Genomic DNA, 18,234 nt, shown 5'->3' on the forward strand with positions numbered 1-18,234 from the left:
GCGTCGCCGGCGATATAACCCGCTCTATGGCGGAATTGAGTACGACGGACCGTTCAGGCCGCCGCGCGTTCCGGTTCGAACGTGCTACGCCGCAGCGCGAGTCCCTGCTCGTCGAACAGATGACACGCGGCCGGCGGCACGTGCACGCGGATGCGCTCGCCCGAGCCGAGCGGCGTATCGCCGGGCGCCTTCGCGATCAGCGTGCCGCCGGCGTGGTCCGCGTGGATATAGCTGTGCTCGCCGAGCCGCTCCGACAACACGGTCGCGCATTGAATAACTGCTCGTCGCCGGTCAGCCGCAGATGCTCGGGGCGCACGCCGAGCGTGACGCGCTGGCCCCGTTGCAGACGTTCGCCGTCGACGTGCGCGAGCAGTTTTTCCGCGCCGGCCCCCAGCGCAACCGTGACACGGCCCGGCTCGATCGCCTCGACGGTCGCATCGATGAAGTTCATGCGCGGCGAGCCGATAAAGCCCGCGACGAAGCGCGATTTCGGGTGGTGATACAGCTCCAGCGGCGCACCGCTCTGCGCGATACTGCCGAAGCGCTCGGCATCCGCGCCCGCGTGCAGCAGCACGATGCGATCGGAGAGTGTCATCGCCTCGACCTGATCGTGCGTCACGTAGACGACGCTCGCATTGGCGAAGCGCTGATGCAGTCGCGCGATCTCGACGCGCGTCTGGCCACGCAGCGCGGCATCAAGATTCGAGAGCGGTTCGTCGAACAGAAACACGCCGGGCTCGCGCACGATCGCACGGCCGATCGCGACGCGCTGCCGCTGCCCGCCCGACAGCGCTTTCGGGTGACGCTCGAGCAGGCTCTCCAGTTGCAGAATTCGAGCGGCTTCGCGGACCTTGCGCTCGATCACGTCCTTCGGCTGCTTCGCGAGCTTGAGACCGAACGCCATGTTGTCGAACACGGTCATGTGCGGAAACAGCGCGTAGCTCTGGAACACCATCGCGACGCCACGCTCGGCGGCTGGCACGTCGTTGACGAGTCGCCCGCCAATATGCAATGTGCCTTCACTGAGGTCTTCGAGACCGGCGATCATCCGCAGCAAGGTCGACTTGCCGCAACCCGACGGACCCAGGAACACGCAGAACTCGTGTTGCGCGATCTCCAGATTCACGCGCCGGATCACCGGCGGATGGTCGCCATAGGCTTTTTGCACATCGCTCAAACGAATCGTTGCCATGCTGTCTCCAGTTCGATTTAACCGCTTAAATTTGCGCTCAAAAAAATCGCCTGGGGCTTGTGCCGCAGGCATTTAATCGCTTAAATTCCAGTTCGACGGAAGAAGTCATGGCGGGGTGTCTCCGGTACGTTTTCGAGAAAGTTAGCAATGTCGGGAGCGGTTTGCAACATATGAATGCCCCTCCCTAAATATGGGATAAATCGAACATGGTTACGTTGTCCGAAGTCGCGAAGCGCGCGCAGGTTACTGCCGCCACCGTCTCCAACGTGCTGCGCAATCGCGAGAAAGTCCGCCCTGAAACGGCCGAGCGCGTGTTGCAGGCGATCGCCGAACTCGGCTATCGGCCGAACCTGAATGCGCGCGCGCTGGCCGAGGGCCGCTCATCGACGCTCGCGCTGATGCTGTCGAACATTTCGAACCCGTTCTACCCGGAGTTCGTGCTCGCCGCCGAGCGCGCGGCGCGCAAAGCTGGCCACTTCCTGATGGTTTGCAATACTGACGACGATGCCGAGATCGGCCGCGCGTATCTGAACCAGATAGCCGGCACGCTTGCCGACGGGGTGCTGGTGATGAACACGGACATCACGATCAACGACCTGTGCGCATCGGCGACACATAGCGCGCCGATTCTGCTCGCCATGTGGGAGCATCCGGAGTCGCCGCCCGCGCTGCCGTGCATCGCGGTCGATTTCGCGCGCGCGGGCGAGCTGGCCGCGCGGCACCTGCTAGGACTCGGCCATCACGAGATCGGATTGCTGATCGGCGATGGCTGTGGCGGTTTGCAGGACGCGCGCTCGAACGGTTTTCGCGCGGCGATGCGCGAGGCCGGCATCGAAGCCGACGCGGCTGCGGTACTGCAGATTCGCGACTCGATCGACGCCGGCTTCGCGGCCTGCATGGAGCTGATGGCGAATCGCCCGCAACTGAGCGCGATCTTCGCGACCAACGATCTGCTCGCGATCGGAGCGATTCAGGCATTGGTCACGCTCGGCCGCTCGGTGCCCGACGATGTCTCGGTAATCGGCATCACCGACATTCAACTCGCGCATCAAGTGCATCCCGCGTTGACGACGGTCGCGATTCAAACCGCGGCTGTCGCCGAGCTATCCATCAAGAGTCTGATCCGTTTGATCCAGACGCCGGAGCGGCAGCCGTCGATGGTGCTCGGTCCGCCACCCGAGCTTGTGGTGCGCGCATCGACGGGGACGCGCAAGAAGCGCTGACGCTGGCTGACGCTGGCTCCCTTTCCGGGATTCAGGAGCCATTCATGCCAAAACGCCATCAGCACCACGCGAACATGCAGCGTCGGCTTTGCAACTGAAATAGCCCGCAACCATTACGCGCTGACCTGATAGAACACGAGCCGCTGCCCGCATGACGCGGCTTGCCACGGCCGCGGTTCATACTTCGTCCTTACCCGCGCGCACGACGCTCAGCAACTCTCTGACACGGCGCGCGAGCTTCGACAGCACACCGCCCGGTGATCGAGTCCCGGCCTGCTGCCGGTGCGGCATACGCTGCAAATCGTACCAATCGATATCGAGCGCCCTCGCGTGACCCTCAGCGCTGAACGGCCATTCGACCACCAGCGCGCGCAAGCGCGCGGCGCGCGAGCTTCTGTCGGCACGATCGATATACGCATTGATCTGCGACGCCTCGTGCCGCGCCGACTCCTCGGAATCGACGGCAATGAAGTCATCGAGTCCTTCGATGTGGACGCACCATAACTGTTCGCTCACGTCGCGTCTCCCGCTGTCTGTTTCAGCCGCTTCAACTGCCGAGAAAAACTCAATGCACGGCCCTGAGCCGCTCCCATTTCAGATCCGAAAAGCACGGGCCCTGCGTTGCCTCGCTGAACTTCACGTCATTGTGCCCACCGTTCCACTCCATTACCTGCACGCGCTCGTTCGCGTCGACCGTGACGTCCCAGCCGACACAGCGCGCGAATGGAATCTTCCGGTGCAGCCTCAGCACCAGCGCGACACATTGCTCGAACTGCGGAATCCTGACGCCAGCAAAGCGCACGCCCGAATCCGGATGCGCCGTGATAGCCCCCCAGTTCGAATAACCTTCGTCGTACAGTTCGCCATTTTCGAGTTTGACCGCCACGCAGATTTGCCGGCGGCTCATGATGTGCGTATCGTCGGCTCTGCCGAGCCTCAGATAACAGGCCCGAAGGGAAATGCGGCCGCTGTCGTCCACCACGGTCGTGAAGCGCAGCGTTGCAACGGGCTTCGAAGCAAATGCGCTGAACATGGGATGCTGAACGATGAATCTCTGAATCACACCATTGCCAAGCGACCGGACGCGTTCTGGATCGAAACTCGCCTTGTCGAAAAAGTGGACGCCTTTGCCCTGGCTCGAGCCATCGAGCTTGAAAACCACGCGCTCGGCATGCTCGAACACGACCTCTTTCAATTCGCGATCGGGCACTGCGACGCTTTTGTCGGTGAAGAACAACCCATTGGCGAAGTACGCGACATCGGGCAAGGCGTCGCCGTCGAAAAGCTGTTGCGAGATCGGCTTGAGGTCTGCGATCTTCCCGTACAGGCCTTTCAACTGCGGCACGACGACAACGGCGTAGTAGTTGTCAGGGATCCATCCTTCCTTGAACGTGTCGCAAAACGCGGCGTACACGCGCAGCCACGGCGCATAGACAGGGTCACCGAATACATCGCGCGCATATTCGTCCGCGAGCCGCATATTCGCCGGGTTGGCCTTTCCGTGTCTGTCTTCGAGCACCTGCAGTATCTTTTTCGCCTGCGCGCAGTGGTCAAGGTGAAACCGGTACAGCGAGACTCGCTTCGCGGACCGCCTCACGAACTCTTCAGCGCCGGATAACATCATGCTCAGTAAGCGTTCGGATGATGAAGCCCCTTGAAAATCGTCGCCAGAATGATCCTCACGTCGAGCCAGAACGACCAGTTGCGCAGGTAATACAGATCGTGCGCGACGCGGCCTTCCATCTTTTCGAGGCGATCGGTCTCGCCGCGATATCCGTTGATCTGCGCCCAGCCGGTAATACCAGGTTTGATCCGATAGCGGTGGATATAGCCCGACACGATGTTCTGATAAAGATCGTCATGTTCGAGCGCATGAGGACGCGGCCCCACCACCGACATATCACCGCGCAGCACGTTGAAGAACTGCGGCAGTTCGTCGAGACTCGTGCGGCGCAGGAAGGCGCCCACCGTCGTGATGCGGGGATCGTTGCGCGTGGCCTGTTCGAGAATACCCGGTTTCTGTTCGTGCAGCCGCATCGTGCGGAACTTGTAGATCGTAAATACGCGGCCGTCGGCCCCTTTGCGGCGCTGCCTGAACAGCACCGGGCCGGGCGAACTCAGTTTCACGGCAATCGCACAGCCCAGCAGAATCGGCGAGATTGCAATCAACGTGACCAGCGCGAACAGACGGTCGAACAGTTCTTTCTGCACCAACGCATTCGGCGGCAGCGGCGACGCGGCGAGATTGATCGTCGGCAAGCCGAGCAACTCGGTCATGCTGCCTTCGAATAGCGCAAGCGTGCGCACATCGGGCATGAAGCGCACGTTGATCAGGTCGTTGCGAAACTCAGCGGCCAGTTTGAGAATCGCGCGCTCCTCGGTGAGCGGCAATGCCAGCCATACTTCGCCGATCTGCTGTTCCCGCACGTAGCGAGCGAACGCGCCCTGTTCTTCGAAAACCTGTACCGAGGGATGCGACGGAATACTGCAGCCCGGATTCAGGTTATACAGCGCGTTCGCGCGGAAACCGGCGGCAGGCGACATCTCGATCTTGCGGATGATCTCATCGCAATGGTCGCCGCACGCCGCCACCGCGACCTGCTGCAAGTTCATCCCCGCATGGCGCATGCGCCCAAGCAGCGCATGCGTGACCATCCGGCCTGCCATCATCGCGGCGCCCGAGATCCCCGTCCAATACACGAACCAGAGGCGCGACACGAAGTCGATCTGGTGCAACGAGAACATCAGCACCATCGCGCAGGTCTGCACGACGAGCCAACCGAACGCCACATGGCCCGCGAGCGCTCTTTTCGAGCGGCCGCGCCACGATTCGTACACACCGAGCACCGGAAAAACGGCGAGAGCAAATGCCGCGGCGAACGCGACGAACGCGAAGTAGAAGCTCCTCTGCGAGCCGCCGTCGAAGCGGATCTGCGAAGCCGCGAAAGCCCCCGCCACGATCATCGTGACATCGAACGCTCTCGCCATTAGACCAGTCAGCAGTCGCATCACAGCCCCCTCATAGCTGGTATCAGGTCGACTCCGTCGCATCAGCCGCATCGCCCGTACTTGTCGTCGAAACGAACGATGTCGTCTTCGCCGAGATACGCGCCAGACTGCACTTCGATGATCTGCAGCGGCACGTGGCCCGGATTTTCGAGCCGATGCCGAACCCCCAGCGGGATATACGTCGATTCGTTTTCGGCGAGAAGAAACTGCTCTTCTCCGCGCGTGACGAGCGCCGTTCCGCATACGACCACCCAGTGCTCGGCGCGATGATGATGCATCTGCAACGACAGGCGGCCGCCCGGCATCACGACGATGCGCTTCACCTGGAAGCGATCGCCGTGATCGATCGAGTCGTAAAAGCCCCACGGGCGGCGGACTTTTCTGTGCGCATCGGCCTCCGGCGACTTCTCGCGCCTGATCCGCGACACGAGTTCCTTGACGTCCTGCACATGCGAGCGATCCGCCACGAGCACCGCGTCGTCGGTCTCGATCACGATCATGTTGCTGGTGCCGACGCAGGCGAGAAGCCTGCCTCCTTGCGAGCGCGCGTACGTCGCGGTGGCGCCTTCGAACAGCACGCGGCCGCTCGAGGCATTACCGCACTCGTCCTTCTCCATCGCCTGCCATACCGCATCCCACGAACCGAGATCGGACCAGCCCGCTTCGAGCGGCACCACCACGCCGCACAACGCCGAGTCCGGCTTGCCGAGTTGTTCCATCACGGCATAGTCGATCGAGTCGGCTGGAGAACGCAGAAACGCGTCGGCGTCCGGCATGACGCATTCTTCGGCCTTCTTCGCGTCGCGCCACGCACCCACGCAAGCCGTATGCATCTCCGGCTGAAACTGCTCGATGATGGATAACCACACCGACGCACGCACGACGAAGATGCCGCTATTCCACCAGTAATTGCCCGATGCGACGTACTGGGCCGCGAGCTCCGCCGGGGGCTTCTCGACGAAGCGCTCGATCAGGTGCGCACCATCGGATAACGCATCGCCGAGGCGGATATAACCGAAGCCCGTGTCGGGCCGCTCTGGCGGAACGCCTAGCGTGACGATCGCGCCGTCGCGCGCATGCGTCGCTGCAATGTCGATTGCGTGATGAAGTCCCTCGAGATTCGCGATCGCGTGGTCCGCGGGCATCGCCACCAAAATCGCGTCCTCGTCTTGCGCGCACGCCATCAGCGCGGCAAGCGTCAGCGCCGGCGCAGTATCACGACGTGCGGGCTCGACCACGATCCGCGCGTTCATGCCGATTTCGCGGGCCTGCTCGTAAGTGGCGAAATAATGCTCGGTGCCACACACAATCAGCGGATCGGCCGCGACGCGCCACGCGCCTTCAAAACCCGCCATGCGCCCCATCGTCGCCTGCAACAAGGTCTGCTTGCCGATCACGTCGATCAGTTGCTTGGGAAACTGTTCGCGCGACACCGGCCACAGGCGGGTGCCGGAACCACCAGCGAGAATCACCTGCACGAGCAGCGGATACTCCGCCTCGGCAGAGCCTTGCCGTATCGTTTCGACATCCGTCGCGGCTGCGGCCGCTGTAACCTTGCCCATCGCTGACTCCTTGGCACTGAAACCGGCTCGGAAACGCCTCTCCTTGAACGACATCGCATAACGCGGTGCGCCGCGGTTCGCACAAATACCGTCTCATATGATTTATTGACAGGGACGTCTGCGCCGGACGGATCAGACCAGTCGTTCAGTTCGCGCTATAAAGACGCATGCGACGACGCCGGATCCGGCTCGATCGGTAACTGCGGAAACTGATTGGCCGGATCACAGTGGTCTACTCGGCAACGACGACCGGGAAAACGATTGAAATGAAAGAACGAACACGGCAAAGACTTGCATCGGAACTGGTCGAGGTCGTGCCCCGGTGAGTTCAATCATAGTGAGGCCGAATTGTCCCGCAGCGCATCTGGCGCGAAGCGAGGAAGTTTTGGCGGGGCTCGGGGACCTGTTTTCGCACGCTTGCGAACGAGCTTGCACTTCTATTGCAGGGGACACGCGCGGTTGAACATAAGCGGTGACACGTGCTACCGTTTAATGAACGTATCGTGGCATTCATGTCAAAGTTGTACGATGTGATCCCGCACGGCCCAACGTGCAGCTCCGCTTTTTCCGTCTCGCCATCATCCGGCGCATGTGCACAACCCCAACCGGCGCGCTAGCCGTCTTCCTGGAGTTGCAATGGCCTATATTTCGCTGCTCGCACTGTTTCTGACGGTCACGAATCTGGTGCCCATCAGTGCGATCGGCTTTGTTCCGTTGCTGCTATGCGCGTGGCGCTTCTATGGCCGCAGTTATCCCGCGTTCATGGCGCCGCTTACGGCTTTCACGGCGCTCGCGATCGTCTCGACGCTGCTCTACGATCCGCAGTCGTTCCTCGAATTCGATTTCTACCGGCGCGACGGCAATTTTTTCGTCTCCTATGCGCCCGTTTTTGCCGGTTGCCTGTATGCGCACCGCTGGGATATGAACAAGGTGCTGCGCGCGTTTTTCATGTTCGCGGTCCTGATTAACCTGCCGATGTACGTGTACTACATCGTCGAGAACGGTCTGCTCAGCATCTTCACCAACCCGGACGACAGCTTCGGCAGCTACTTCATTGCCCGCAATGCGGCCGGTGGCTTCCTGGCGATGCTGTTCTGTCTCGGCGTGGCCTGCCACCTGCAAAAGCGCAGCAAGCTGCTGACCGCGCTGCTCGCCTGTAATCTTCTGATGCTGTTTTCGACCTATAGTCGCGGCTCGCTGCTTGGCGCCGCCGCCGTGCTGCCGTATCTGTACTTTGGCCGCAAGCGCTGGATGCTCGCATCGCTGATCGGCGTGATGCTGGTCGCGTCGTTCGCGGTGGCGATTTTTCATACCGACCCGACCGTCGACTACATGGGCTATACGTTCTCGATTCATAATGAGGACGCCAAGGTCGCCAACCTCAACATCCGCTATGAGTGGCTGTGGCCGCGAGCGCTCGCATACTTCGAACAGAGCCCGCTCGTCGGTCTGGGCTTTGGCTCCTTCGACGACCATATCGGCAGCATCGCTTCGTACTTCCATCTGTTCGGCGTGCCGTCCGACGTCGTGATCGAGCACAGCGATTCGCATGCTCACAACTCGTACCTGAATATCCTTGCCGAGCTCGGCGTGGTGGGCCTGGCGCTGATCCTGGCGTTTTTCTGGAAACTCGTCGAATGGAGCAAGCAGGGCGCGGCTTACGCAGCGTTGGTCGCAGGGGGGCGCCATTTCGCGGCGTTCCGCTTCGTGGAGATTTCGTCGGTCTGCCTGCTGGTGATGTCGGCAACCGAGCATCGGCTCGTCACACCGTCGAACGTGCTGATTCTTACTCTGGTCGTCTCGCTGCTGCTCGCCGCGCGTCCTCTGGCGGTTACCGCATTCAGGCCTGAGCCTGACCCGCACGGATCGCGCAAGGCAGGCGTGGTGGGTCAGCGGGCCTCACAGCCTCTTTCCCCGCGCCCTACTCAGGGCGTAACGTCGGCAAGATGACGTTCCTTGACCGGCTGCGACGGACTCTGTGCATACGGAAGGAATTGTTCGACGCACGCATAAGGAAGCCGCGTATCGACGAAGCTCATCAGCGCCTTCTTGAAGTTTTCCGACGAGAAGCGCTCGGCATTCTTGCGGCACGCCCGCGCGTCGAATAAGCCGGCATTGCTCTCGAACCGGCTGACGGCTTCGAGCAACGACGCGGTCGTCTGCTCGCCGAAGAAAATCCCGGTGGCCGGTTCGAGCGGCAAACCCACCACCGATTCAAGCACGCCGCCGCGGCCGAACGCTATCACCGGTGTGCCGCAGGCCTGCGCTTCGACCACGGAAATGCCGAAGTCTTCTTCCGCCGCGAACACGAAGGCGCGCGCGCGACGCAAATGATCGATCAGCACGTCGGACGGCTGATGCCCGAGAATCTCGACGTTCTTGCCGGCCACCGAACGGATCTTTTTCATCTCGGGACCGTCGCCGATCACGACGAGCTTGCGTTCGGGTGTTTGCGAAAAGGCCCGGACGATCAGATCGATACGCTTGTAAGGCACCATCCGCGACGCCGTCACGTAGAAATCCTCTTTCTCTGTGCCAATGGACATATTCGCCATATCGACCGGCGGATAGATCACCGTCGATTCTCGCTGATAGGCCTTTCTGATGCGCCGTGCAATGAACTGCGAATTCGCGACCAGATGATCGACGCCGTTCGCGGAACGCGAATCCCAGCCGCGAATGTAATGAAGCAGCACGCGCGCCAACGCCGAACGCAGTCCCGTGTCCAGATGAGATTCGCGCAGGTACTGATGTTGCAGATCCCACGCATAGCGGATCGGCGAATGAACGTAGCTGATGTGCACCTGGTTGGGCCCGGTCAATACGCCTTTCGCGACCGCGTGCGAGCTCGAAATGACGAGATCGTAGCCGGATAGATCGACCTGTTCGATCGCAATCGGCATCAACGGTAGATAGGCGCGGTAACGTCTTCGCGCGAATGGCATCTTCTGGATGAACGACGTGTTGACCGACTTCCCTTTCACGCATTCGCGGTCTTCGAGAAAATCGACAATCGAAAAGACGTCCGCATCCGGGAAGCACTCGATGATGTTCTTCAATACTTTCTCGGCGCCGCCGGACACCACCAGCCAATCGTGAACAATAGCGACTTTCACTTCGACCTCCTGTGACGATCCAACCAAACCCCCGTTCACTCACCTACCCCTTCAGTCGTCCTTTGCGCCACCCGTCTGCGCACGAAGCCCGCACACCACCCGCACCCGCTCGAGCGCCCGCCCGGCGCCAGGCAACAGGCTAACCAGCTCGTGGCGAATCATCACGCCGAGCAGCGTCGCCGACAGCGTCGCCTCGCCGATCACCCGAGCACACGCCATGCCCATCGCGCCGAAGCGCGGCGCGAGAACGAGCGCAATCGCGAGATTGACCAGGCCTGAAACTACGCCGGCAATCGCGAGCATCCTGTCCCTTCTGCGTGGCACGAATACGTAGAACGCGACGAATTCGTTGAAAGCGACAAATGGAAACATCCATGCAAAGACCTGCAGCACATGCGCACTCGGCTCGAACGCTGCCCCGAGAATCAGAGGCAAAAGGAAAGGCGAAAGCGTCAATGCACCGCACAGCAGCAGTACACTGTAGCCGAGCAGCAGGACGGCGCCGCGCCGCGTCGTGACATGCGCGCCTTCCTTGTCCCCCTGTGCGAGTTGTCGCGTTATCGTCGGAATAAAGACCTGCCCCGCGGGGCCCATCAGGCTGATTCCGATCGTCGCGAAACGCTCCGCCGCACCGAAATAGCCGACCTGTGCGGGCGTCGACAACAAGGTGAGCAAATACGTCGACGACGCCGTGAGCACGACGGAGCCGGACGAATAGCAGAACAGCATCGCCGAACTGCGCACGAGCGGCACGACGCCGGAAAACGTAAGACGCGGCAGCCCGATCTGCCATGTCGTCAACCCGTACGAAATGATCGACGACGCGATGCCCGCAATCAGCAGACTCGCCAGCACCCACACTGCGTCTTCCGGTCCTTTGACGAGGGTCAGCACCAGCACGAGACTCAACGCGAAGCCGAACACTTCGATCATGATCGGCGTGCGAAAGTAATGCCGCCCCTGAAACAGCCAGCCGAGATTCAGTGCGGACACGATGCCGAGCAAGGTCGCGAGCAGGCCAATGAGAGGCCGCTCCGACAATACCGGCGAGCTCAAGGTCGCAACGACGCCGATGCCCGCCCCGATCAAGGCGAGCACCAGCCGCGCGCTGACTTGCAGCGAGTAGATCGCATTGCATTCGTCCACCGACTGCGCTTTCGACACCTCACGCATGCCGACGAACGTGAGCCCAAAAGTAACGAGCATCCATATCACGTTCATCAGCGACATCGACGCAAGTACCCGGCCGTACTCGGCCACACCCAGCACTCTTCCATAGAACGGCACCACGATGACGAGGTACACGTACCTCATCAAATAGCCGCCGTATACAAAGGCGATTACATTGGCGCTCGCTCGTCTATCCATGCCTTACTCCTTTTCTCTCACCGTCGCGAGACGCGACGGCGCGCGAGCGGGTTCGCGATGTAACGCACCGCGAAATCCGATAACGGCGAGTAAGGTACGAGACACAGACTCGACAATACGAGCGTGCCGAGCTTTTTCTTCAGGCTCCAGAATGGATTCGCGACAATCGTATGCAGATAGTTGCCCGAATCGAGCAGCATCCAGTGCCAGCGCCTGAAAAGCGTCGCGCGATAAATGGAAGAACAGAACGTCGCTTTCTCGTGAGAAAAGTCGAGAAAGGTCCCCGGCAGTTCTATGCCGAGCCGGACTTTAACAATATTGCGCAGGATGGCCCAGCGCATGCTGAATGCGCGTGGCGCTTTGGTCAGCTGTTCCGAGTTCGCGAACGATACCGTTCCACTGCCCGCGTTATGCACGCGATAACCGCCCAGCGACTTCGGCACGGTCGCGATGGGGCCTGTGAGCGCGACGCCGTAGATTGCGTAAAAGTCGGCACCATAGCGATTCACGCCCTCTTCTGGAACCGGAAAGATCTGTTTGAGCGCACTCACCCGGTATGCGTTGCCCGACGCGGGTGGCGACGGATAGAGCCAACCGCTGCGCAGCAGCTCTCCGCATTCCTGGGGCGGCTCGCTATGCGGCACGTAGGCGCCAGTCAACACACCTTCGTTGTCCATCACGTCGAGCCGGAATTGCACCTTGGCCCACGTGCCGTGCTCGAAAAAACGCATGACTTCGGAGACCGCGGATGGATACAGCACGTCGTCGGAATCGAGAAAAATCACATATTCGGTGTCGAGCGACGCGATCGCATGATTGTAGGCGGACACCTGCCCGCCATTTCGCTTGCCGAGAAACAGCACCCGCTTACCATAGCCTTCAATGATCTCGCGCGAACCGTCGGTCGAACCATCGTCGACGACCATCACCTTGGTAGCTGGATAGTCCTGCGCGAGCGCGGAGTCGATCGCCGCGGTCAGATAGCGCTCGTAGTTGTAGTTGCAAATCGCAATGGTGAGCTGTTTCATGATGTGTCAACGCTATCCGTCAGGTTCGTTCCGCCGGGCTCCCGGCGACCGCCAGGCTCACGAAATATCGCTATGTCGCTCCCTGCGTCACGCGGCGCACCACGAGATAAGCCAGATGCCTGGGCGGATTATTGCCAGCGCCGTTCACCTGGTCGGGTACCTTGAACCGCACCTGCATCTGATCGCTCTCCCAGCTCAATGCGACATTGTCTGGCGCGCTCACCTCGCCACTGAGCGCATCGATGAAATCGGCCTTGACCGTGCGAGAGCGCAGCGCCTGTAGCCCGCCGATGGCGACGCTCCGCCAGCCCGCGCTGCTGCTCACCTGGATCACGAGGTCGTTGCCCGAAAGCAGAGCGTTTGCAGCAACGCCAGGACTGCCTTGCAGCGGTTTTGAAAAACTCGCCAGATGCCCTCCCGCGGTTCGACGCAGCACGATCAAGGCTCGACCAGAAACGTTGTAGGTTCGTTCAGGGGGACCACGATGCGTGAGACGAAACGGTTCATAGCCGTCCCAGTGATAGATCATCGAAAGGTACTTGTCCGGATCGTCCCAGTTCCTGCGCAGCGCCCACACCGCGAAATCGAAGTAATAACGCGGGAGATAGTGCGGATCCCTCATGTACTCGTTGCCGATCTCCGTTTGCCAGATGCCGCGCGCGGGACCGTTCCTCACGTATAGCTGATACAGCGATTCGAGATCCGCCACCGGCAAATAATGCGTGTCGATGTAGTCCACCCAATCGAGCATGCGCTCATTCAATACCGGGCTTCGGTATTCGAGCCAGCGCTGGAAGTTCTCCAGTCCACCCTGGTCCGGCCAGCCTCCATAAACTACGTACGCGTGATGGCTGCGAATGATGCGTGCGGCCGGAATGTGAATCCGCTCGACATAGTCCTGCATCGCGCGCTCATAGGGCTTCGCGCGCTTTTGATCCGTGCTGAAGTCCGGCCCGTGCCAGAACGTGGCCTGCGGCGATCCCCCGGACAATTTGCCCGCGGCCTCGTTCCAGATCTGGAAATAGCGCAGGTTATAAGGTGGCGCCGAGTACTTGCGAACCACGGCGCTCACATACTGCTGCCACGCTTGCACATCGACGGGCGCCGACTTGCTGTCGCCCGGCACAGTCGCATTCCATCCCGGCGTATAGCCGAGCAGCAACAACGAACCGATGCCATTGCGCTCGTTTCGCATCAGTACCGGCTGCAAATCGCTATTAAACGCCGGGCCGGTCTTGTCGATGCGCATCATCTCGCCGGGCCTGTCAGGCTGGCCCGGGCCGACCTCGCCGCGCCCCCAACTGATACCCATCGCCCGCCACATCTGGATATCGGCCGCCGAACCCGCCCAGCCGTTCGTGCCGATCAGATCGGTAATCCTGCGGGCGCGCGCGCTCGCGGGCGCTGAATCCGGTATCAGAGCAACAGCAGGCCTGATGGATGACAACGGCGCGGCCGCTCCCGCCGCCAGCGCGGCAAGTTTCCGCAATGCACGTCTTCTGTCAGCACGGGTCTTCACGCGATCCATGTTCATGCCCACTCGTCGCTAGCTCGCCGACGCGCGCGGCGTCAGTTCGGCCAGCCGTTCACCGGTCTGGATATAGAGAATTTCGAGCACTTTTTGCGCCGCACGCTCCCAGCGAAACTCGCGCGCATGCAGCAGGCCCGCGATTCGGTAACGTTGGCGCAGAACGGCGTCGCTCATCATCTGCGTGACCTTCGCGGCGATATCGTCCGCCGAGGTCGGATCGCAATACATCGCGGCGTCGCCACAAGCTTCCGGTATCGACGCGCAAGCCGACGCGATCACCGGGCAGCCGCAATACATCGCTTCGAGGGGCGGCAAGCCGAATCCTTCGTATAGCGACGGAAACACGAGACAGCCGGCGCTCTGATACAGCGCCTTCAATTCCTCGTCCGACACGAAACCGGCCCACACGACCTGGCGCGAATGCACCGGATGTTCCGGCTCCGCGCTACTGAAAATGCGCGGATTCTTCCTGCCCACGATGACGAACTTGACCTCACTCAGATGCCCGAGCCGCTCGATCGCATCGAGCACGCCTTGCAGATTCTTGCGCGGGTCGAGACTACCGACGATCACGCAATAGGCGTCCTTTCGCAATTCGAGCCGTTGCAGCACCGAAGGGTCGGCGACGATCCGGTCGAGATGATCCGCACCGGGTGCGACCACTTTCACCCGCGATTCGTCGATCTTCAGGTGATGGCAGATGCGCGTCTTCGAGAACGTCGACACCGTCAGAACAATGGGATGCGTGCGCGGCAATAGCGTGAAACAGACGCGATACCAGAGGCGGAATCTTCTCGAGAAGCCTTGCGGCACGTCATAGACGGCCATGTCGTGAACCATGACGATCTGACCGTGCTTGAACAGCGGATTCGTGTTGCACAGATTCAGCAAGGTGACGCCGCGCGCGGCGATCGGCAGCGTGATCTGCTCCCACAATGTGCCGCGCAGCCAGCGAAAGCGGCGCTGCCGTTTGAGCAGCGAGCCGGGTTCGACCACGTTTGGCGGCACGAACACTTCGGGTTCATCGCCCGGCACGGCGCGCATCTGCATGGCCCTCGTCAGTTCGTAGGCGACGCGCTGGACCCCCGTGATGGGCTGCGAAGTGAACTTTCCGTTGATTGCAAAGGCCATCTGGTTCTCCGTTTTACGCCATCGCGACCATGCGTCACCCCGTCGAAATATCTGCGCGCTCAGGCACCATGCGGCGCGCGCGGCGCAACGTCGGTCTCGCCGAAGTCGCTCGCATAGTTCGTTTCGTAGCCGTAATTCTTCGTGCTTCGGCGCAGCGGAATGCCGTTGAACACCGCACCTGCGATGCGCCCTTCCGCCCGCTCCATCTTTCTGATCGCGTCGGCGATTTCATCCTCGCTTTGCATGCCCGAGCGCAATACGAGCAGGGACGCCCCCGCCTCGTTCGCGATGATCGACGCGTCGGTGACGGCGAGGAACGGCGGCGTATCGATGATCACCAGATCGAACTGGTCCGATAGCCGATCGAGCACCTCTTTGAGGCGCGGCTTCATGAGTAGCGCTGCGGGGTTCTCGGGGCGCACGCCGCACGACAGGAAAGTCAATCCTTCGATACCGGTCGAGCGCAAGGCATTGCGCAGCGGCAACCGTTCCGACAGTACTTCCGAAAGACCGCCGCGATTGCTCTCGTTGAATAGCGACGCGAGATGACCGCGCCGCATGTCGGCATCGATCAGTACCACGCGCGAACCGATCTCCGCGTGCAGGATCGCCAGATTCGCGGCGACGAAGCTCTTGCCGGCGGACGGCGTGGGCCCGATGATCATCACGATGTTGTTGCGCGCATGCGCGAGATCGCGCGTGACGGCGGTCCGCACGCTGCGCAGCGCTTCAACCGAGGTGTCGTGCGGAAAGCGCGCGGCGAGAATCCTGTTCTGGTCGCGGCGCTCGAATTGAATGTCGTGCAGGCTCTTTTGCATCGGGGGATGGGCACGCCCCGCCACTGCCGGCAGCGACTTGCGCCCCGCGCTGATCGCATCGCGATCAAGCAGCAGTTGCTGATGGCTGAACAGAACCTCGCCGAACACCGGCACGCTCATCTGACGCTCGACGTAGCGTGGGTCCGTCACGCCGGTCATCACGTGGCGGCGCATGAATACCAACACGACTCCGGATACGATACCGAGTACCAATCCGCCTCCGAGCACGAGAATCGGCTTGGGCGCGACCGGCGTGTGCGGTCTGATTGCCTTATCGAGAATGTGCGCTCCGCCAGTTGTGCTGGCACGGCGCACCTGCAATTGCTCGGCCTTCTGCACCATGCCGAGATAGACCGTTTCCGCTACCTTTTGAGCGCGGATCAGATCGACGCTCGCGCGCTCCGACGCGGGCATATCGCCGAAATGGTCCGAGAATTTCGCCTTCGCTTCTTTCAACTGTGTCAGTTGCTCGTCGACGTTCTGCACCCAGCGGCTCTGTTCGGTATAGCGCTCGAGCAACTGCGTGCGCTGCAATTGCAGCGTCGCGATCTGCTTGTCGAGATCGAGGCCGCCCTGCAAATAGGCTTGCGCCTCGTTGGTCGGCTGCATCGACTGCGAGTTCGAACGGAAATTCTTCAGCGCTTCCTCGGCTTTTCGCAGATCGGCGAGTAGGCGCGGCAGCTCGCCGTTGATGAATGCGAGCGTCTGCGTATCGTTCGCTTGCCGGCTTGCCACCGCCGATGCGAGGTATTGCTGCCCCAATGCGTTGGCGACGGCTGCGGCTTTATCCGGGCTCTTGTCGCGATACTGGATTTGCAGGAGCCCGGAGTCCTTCACCTTGTCGCCGATCTTGACGAGACCGGAGAAGCGCTTGATCGCATCCAGCTCGTTCCAGCGAATCACCTCGAATTTCGTGCCCGGCCGCGCATCGAGTTCCTTGACGAGCATCGCTACCCCGTTCTGATTGACCGGCGTGCCCACCACGCCACTCACGAGCAACTCGCCGGACGGACCGTGCAATTCGTAGGCGCCGTTCTCGAGCGCGGTCAACGTCAGCTTCTCCTCCTCGAGTTCGCGCGGCACGTCGAGCGCGGCGATCTGCAGACGCTCGCCACCCCATGCAAACGATTTCAGCCCCAGCCACGGCGCGGCGGGCTCACCCGGCGTCGCGAATTTTTCGGCGATGTCGCCGAGCACGGGAAGCTTGTGCGGCTTGACCGATATGTCGAAACGGAATTGATCGATGACCGGCTGCAAGACCGCACGGCTCTCCATGACCGCCATTTCGGTGACCGGCGACGGCGCTGGCGGCGACATCAGTTCCTGGTTCTGCAACGCGAGGCCGAGCGCATTCGGCTCGGGCGGATCCACGCGAACGACTACGTCGGCGGAATAGATCGGGGTGGCGATCAACAGATACGCGACAGCCAGCGTGAGGACGACGACCGTCGTCACCACGATCTCCCAGATGTGGTCACGCATCAGCGTCAGCATCCCGCTGGCGCTAAGCTGTCTGCGCTCGGAATCAATAGCGGGATAGAGCGAGTTTTGCGGATAGTGGTCCACCGGTCTGATCCTTGCAGGTTGATGAACAAAACGATCGAAGATCGCTTTGCGTCGCCATATCGTCATCAATGCCGCCGGCCGGATGAGCCCTGAATTGGCTGGCAGCACGGCGAAGCGACGTGCTGTGTCGGGTTAGGTCGGGGAGCCGTTTTCGGGACCTCCCGAACTACGGGAGGTTACAAACTTATTGCTTATCCGCCGCGGCAATGCCGATTGTTCTTCTCACGAATCAGGGAATGCGTAGCCCGCCATTCACGAATCCGCGATTGACAATTTCTCTCTCGATGTTGCGCTGAAGCATAGTCCGCAAAGGATCGAGGCATTCGCGCACGGCCCAAAGTAGCGTGCTATTGGCCGATAATGTGGAGCCTTTTACAAATGAAACACACGCTGGAAAGGCTTGTTGCCATCTGCAATTGCTGTAACAGAACTATACGGCGGGCGCGGTACATCGCGACAGAACCGGAATTGCATGGTTTACGTGCGAAGAATGCCATGGTTATTCCTCATATCGCGCCGCGGCCGCACCGCGCGGCGCATCCTGCAGATCGTCCGACGATTCGCTTGCAAGAATCGCGCTAATTGAGCGGGAAAAAAATTCCGTGGAAGATTAATTAATAACAGGCATCCTAACGAATAGCACGGTAAGAATTTCTGCGATCCGGATAATTACGCCAAAACACCCGCGCA

12 protein-coding genes and 1 pseudogene are annotated in these 18,234 nt (G+C 61.0%); 2 read left to right on the forward strand and 11 right to left on the reverse strand.

Annotation, left to right across the window (positions count from 1 at the left end):
• Window positions 1-53 precede the first annotated feature (53 nt).
• Window positions 54-1,192 (reverse strand): annotated as a pseudogene (locus LJ655_RS14460) (ABC transporter ATP-binding protein).
• A gap of 206 nt (window positions 1,193-1,398) precedes the next feature.
• Here LJ655_RS14460 and LJ655_RS14465 point away from each other — a divergent pair.
• A complete protein-coding gene (locus tag LJ655_RS14465; RefSeq protein WP_230561936.1) occupies window positions 1,399-2,415 on the forward strand; it encodes a LacI family DNA-binding transcriptional regulator in 1,017 nt (338 codons plus the stop codon).
• Between the two features lie 177 nt (window positions 2,416-2,592).
• On the opposite strand, the gene LJ655_RS14470 is transcribed toward LJ655_RS14465, so the two are convergent.
• The 4 genes from LJ655_RS14470 to LJ655_RS14485 are packed head-to-tail and all read right to left on the reverse strand — an operon-like array spanning window position 2,593 to window position 6,986.
• On the reverse strand, window positions 2,593-2,931 hold the full coding sequence (locus LJ655_RS14470) for a hypothetical protein (RefSeq protein WP_230561937.1): 339 nt from the start codon (window positions 2,929-2,931) through the stop codon (window positions 2,593-2,595).
• Between the two features lie 49 nt (window positions 2,932-2,980).
• Window positions 2,981-4,039 (reverse strand): sugar-transfer associated ATP-grasp domain-containing protein, encoded by a 1,059-nt coding sequence (locus tag LJ655_RS14475; RefSeq protein ID WP_230561938.1) that lies wholly within the window; start codon window positions 4,037-4,039, stop codon window positions 2,981-2,983.
• A gap of 2 nt (window positions 4,040-4,041) precedes the next feature.
• Window positions 4,042-5,424, reverse strand: coding sequence for an undecaprenyl-phosphate glucose phosphotransferase (locus LJ655_RS14480; RefSeq protein WP_230561939.1), 1,383 nt, complete (start codon window positions 5,422-5,424; stop codon window positions 4,042-4,044).
• Window positions 5,425-5,465: 41 nt separating this feature from the next.
• On the reverse strand, window positions 5,466-6,986 hold the full coding sequence (locus LJ655_RS14485; RefSeq protein ID WP_230561940.1) for a mannose-1-phosphate guanylyltransferase/mannose-6-phosphate isomerase: 1,521 nt from the start codon (window positions 6,984-6,986) through the stop codon (window positions 5,466-5,468).
• Window positions 6,987-7,622: 636 nt separating this feature from the next.
• Here LJ655_RS14485 and LJ655_RS14490 point away from each other — a divergent pair.
• The gene (locus LJ655_RS14490; protein WP_230561941.1) at window positions 7,623-8,936 is read left to right on the forward strand and encodes an O-antigen ligase family protein; all 1,314 of its coding nucleotides are present in this window, start codon (window positions 7,623-7,625) and stop codon (window positions 8,934-8,936) included.
• On the opposite strand, the gene LJ655_RS14495 is transcribed toward LJ655_RS14490, so the two are convergent.
• From LJ655_RS14495 to LJ655_RS14520, 6 genes are all read right to left on the reverse strand, one after another.
• Entirely contained in the window at window positions 8,912-10,102 is a 1,191-nt protein-coding gene (locus tag LJ655_RS14495; protein ID WP_230561942.1) for a glycosyltransferase family 4 protein, read from the reverse strand. The genes LJ655_RS14490 and LJ655_RS14495 overlap by 25 nt on opposite strands.
• A 51-nt stretch (window positions 10,103-10,153) precedes the next feature.
• On the reverse strand, window positions 10,154-11,470 hold the full coding sequence (locus LJ655_RS14500) for a lipopolysaccharide biosynthesis protein (RefSeq protein ID WP_230561943.1): 1,317 nt from the start codon (window positions 11,468-11,470) through the stop codon (window positions 10,154-10,156).
• Window positions 11,471-11,487: 17 nt separating this feature from the next.
• Entirely contained in the window at window positions 11,488-12,498 is a 1,011-nt protein-coding gene (locus LJ655_RS14505) for a glycosyltransferase family 2 protein (RefSeq protein WP_230561944.1), read from the reverse strand.
• A 70-nt stretch (window positions 12,499-12,568) separates the two neighbouring features.
• The gene (locus LJ655_RS14510; protein ID WP_230562234.1) at window positions 12,569-14,026 is read right to left on the reverse strand and encodes a hypothetical protein; all 1,458 of its coding nucleotides are present in this window, start codon (window positions 14,024-14,026) and stop codon (window positions 12,569-12,571) included.
• An 18-nt stretch (window positions 14,027-14,044) separates the two neighbouring features.
• Entirely contained in the window at window positions 14,045-15,160 is a 1,116-nt protein-coding gene (locus LJ655_RS14515; RefSeq protein ID WP_230561945.1) for a glycosyltransferase family 4 protein, read from the reverse strand.
• Window positions 15,161-15,219: 59 nt separating this feature from the next.
• Window positions 15,220-17,544, reverse strand: coding sequence for a polysaccharide biosynthesis tyrosine autokinase (locus LJ655_RS14520; RefSeq protein WP_230561946.1), 2,325 nt, complete (start codon window positions 17,542-17,544; stop codon window positions 15,220-15,222).
• Window positions 17,545-18,234: the final 690 nt, after the last annotated feature.

Source organism: Paraburkholderia translucens (genome assembly GCF_020881035.1).
Classification (GTDB): domain Bacteria; phylum Pseudomonadota; class Gammaproteobacteria; order Burkholderiales; family Burkholderiaceae; genus Paraburkholderia; species Paraburkholderia translucens.

What these genes read in the sequence shown, in the direction of transcription:
- LJ655_RS14465 (WP_230561936.1), top strand. Translation starts at nt 1,399, where the DNA reads ATGGTTACGTTGTCCGAAGTCGCGAAGCGCGCGCAGGTTACTGCCGCC.
- LJ655_RS14475 (WP_230561938.1), bottom strand. Translation starts at nt 4,039, where the DNA reads ATGATGTTATCCGGCGCTGAAGAGTTCGTGAGGCGGTCCGCGAAGCGA.
- LJ655_RS14490 (WP_230561941.1), top strand. Translation starts at nt 7,623, where the DNA reads ATGGCCTATATTTCGCTGCTCGCACTGTTTCTGACGGTCACGAATCTG.
- LJ655_RS14480 (WP_230561939.1), bottom strand. Translation starts at nt 5,424, where the DNA reads ATGCGACTGCTGACTGGTCTAATGGCGAGAGCGTTCGATGTCACGATG.
- LJ655_RS14510 (WP_230562234.1), bottom strand. Translation starts at nt 14,026, where the DNA reads ATGGATCGCGTGAAGACCCGTGCTGACAGAAGACGTGCATTGCGGAAA.
- LJ655_RS14505 (WP_230561944.1), bottom strand. Translation starts at nt 12,498, where the DNA reads ATGAAACAGCTCACCATTGCGATTTGCAACTACAACTACGAGCGCTAT.
- LJ655_RS14500 (WP_230561943.1), bottom strand. Translation starts at nt 11,470, where the DNA reads ATGGATAGACGAGCGAGCGCCAATGTAATCGCCTTTGTATACGGCGGC.
- LJ655_RS14515 (WP_230561945.1), bottom strand. Translation starts at nt 15,160, where the DNA reads ATGGCCTTTGCAATCAACGGAAAGTTCACTTCGCAGCCCATCACGGGG.
- LJ655_RS14485 (WP_230561940.1), bottom strand. Translation starts at nt 6,986, where the DNA reads ATGGGCAAGGTTACAGCGGCCGCAGCCGCGACGGATGTCGAAACGATA.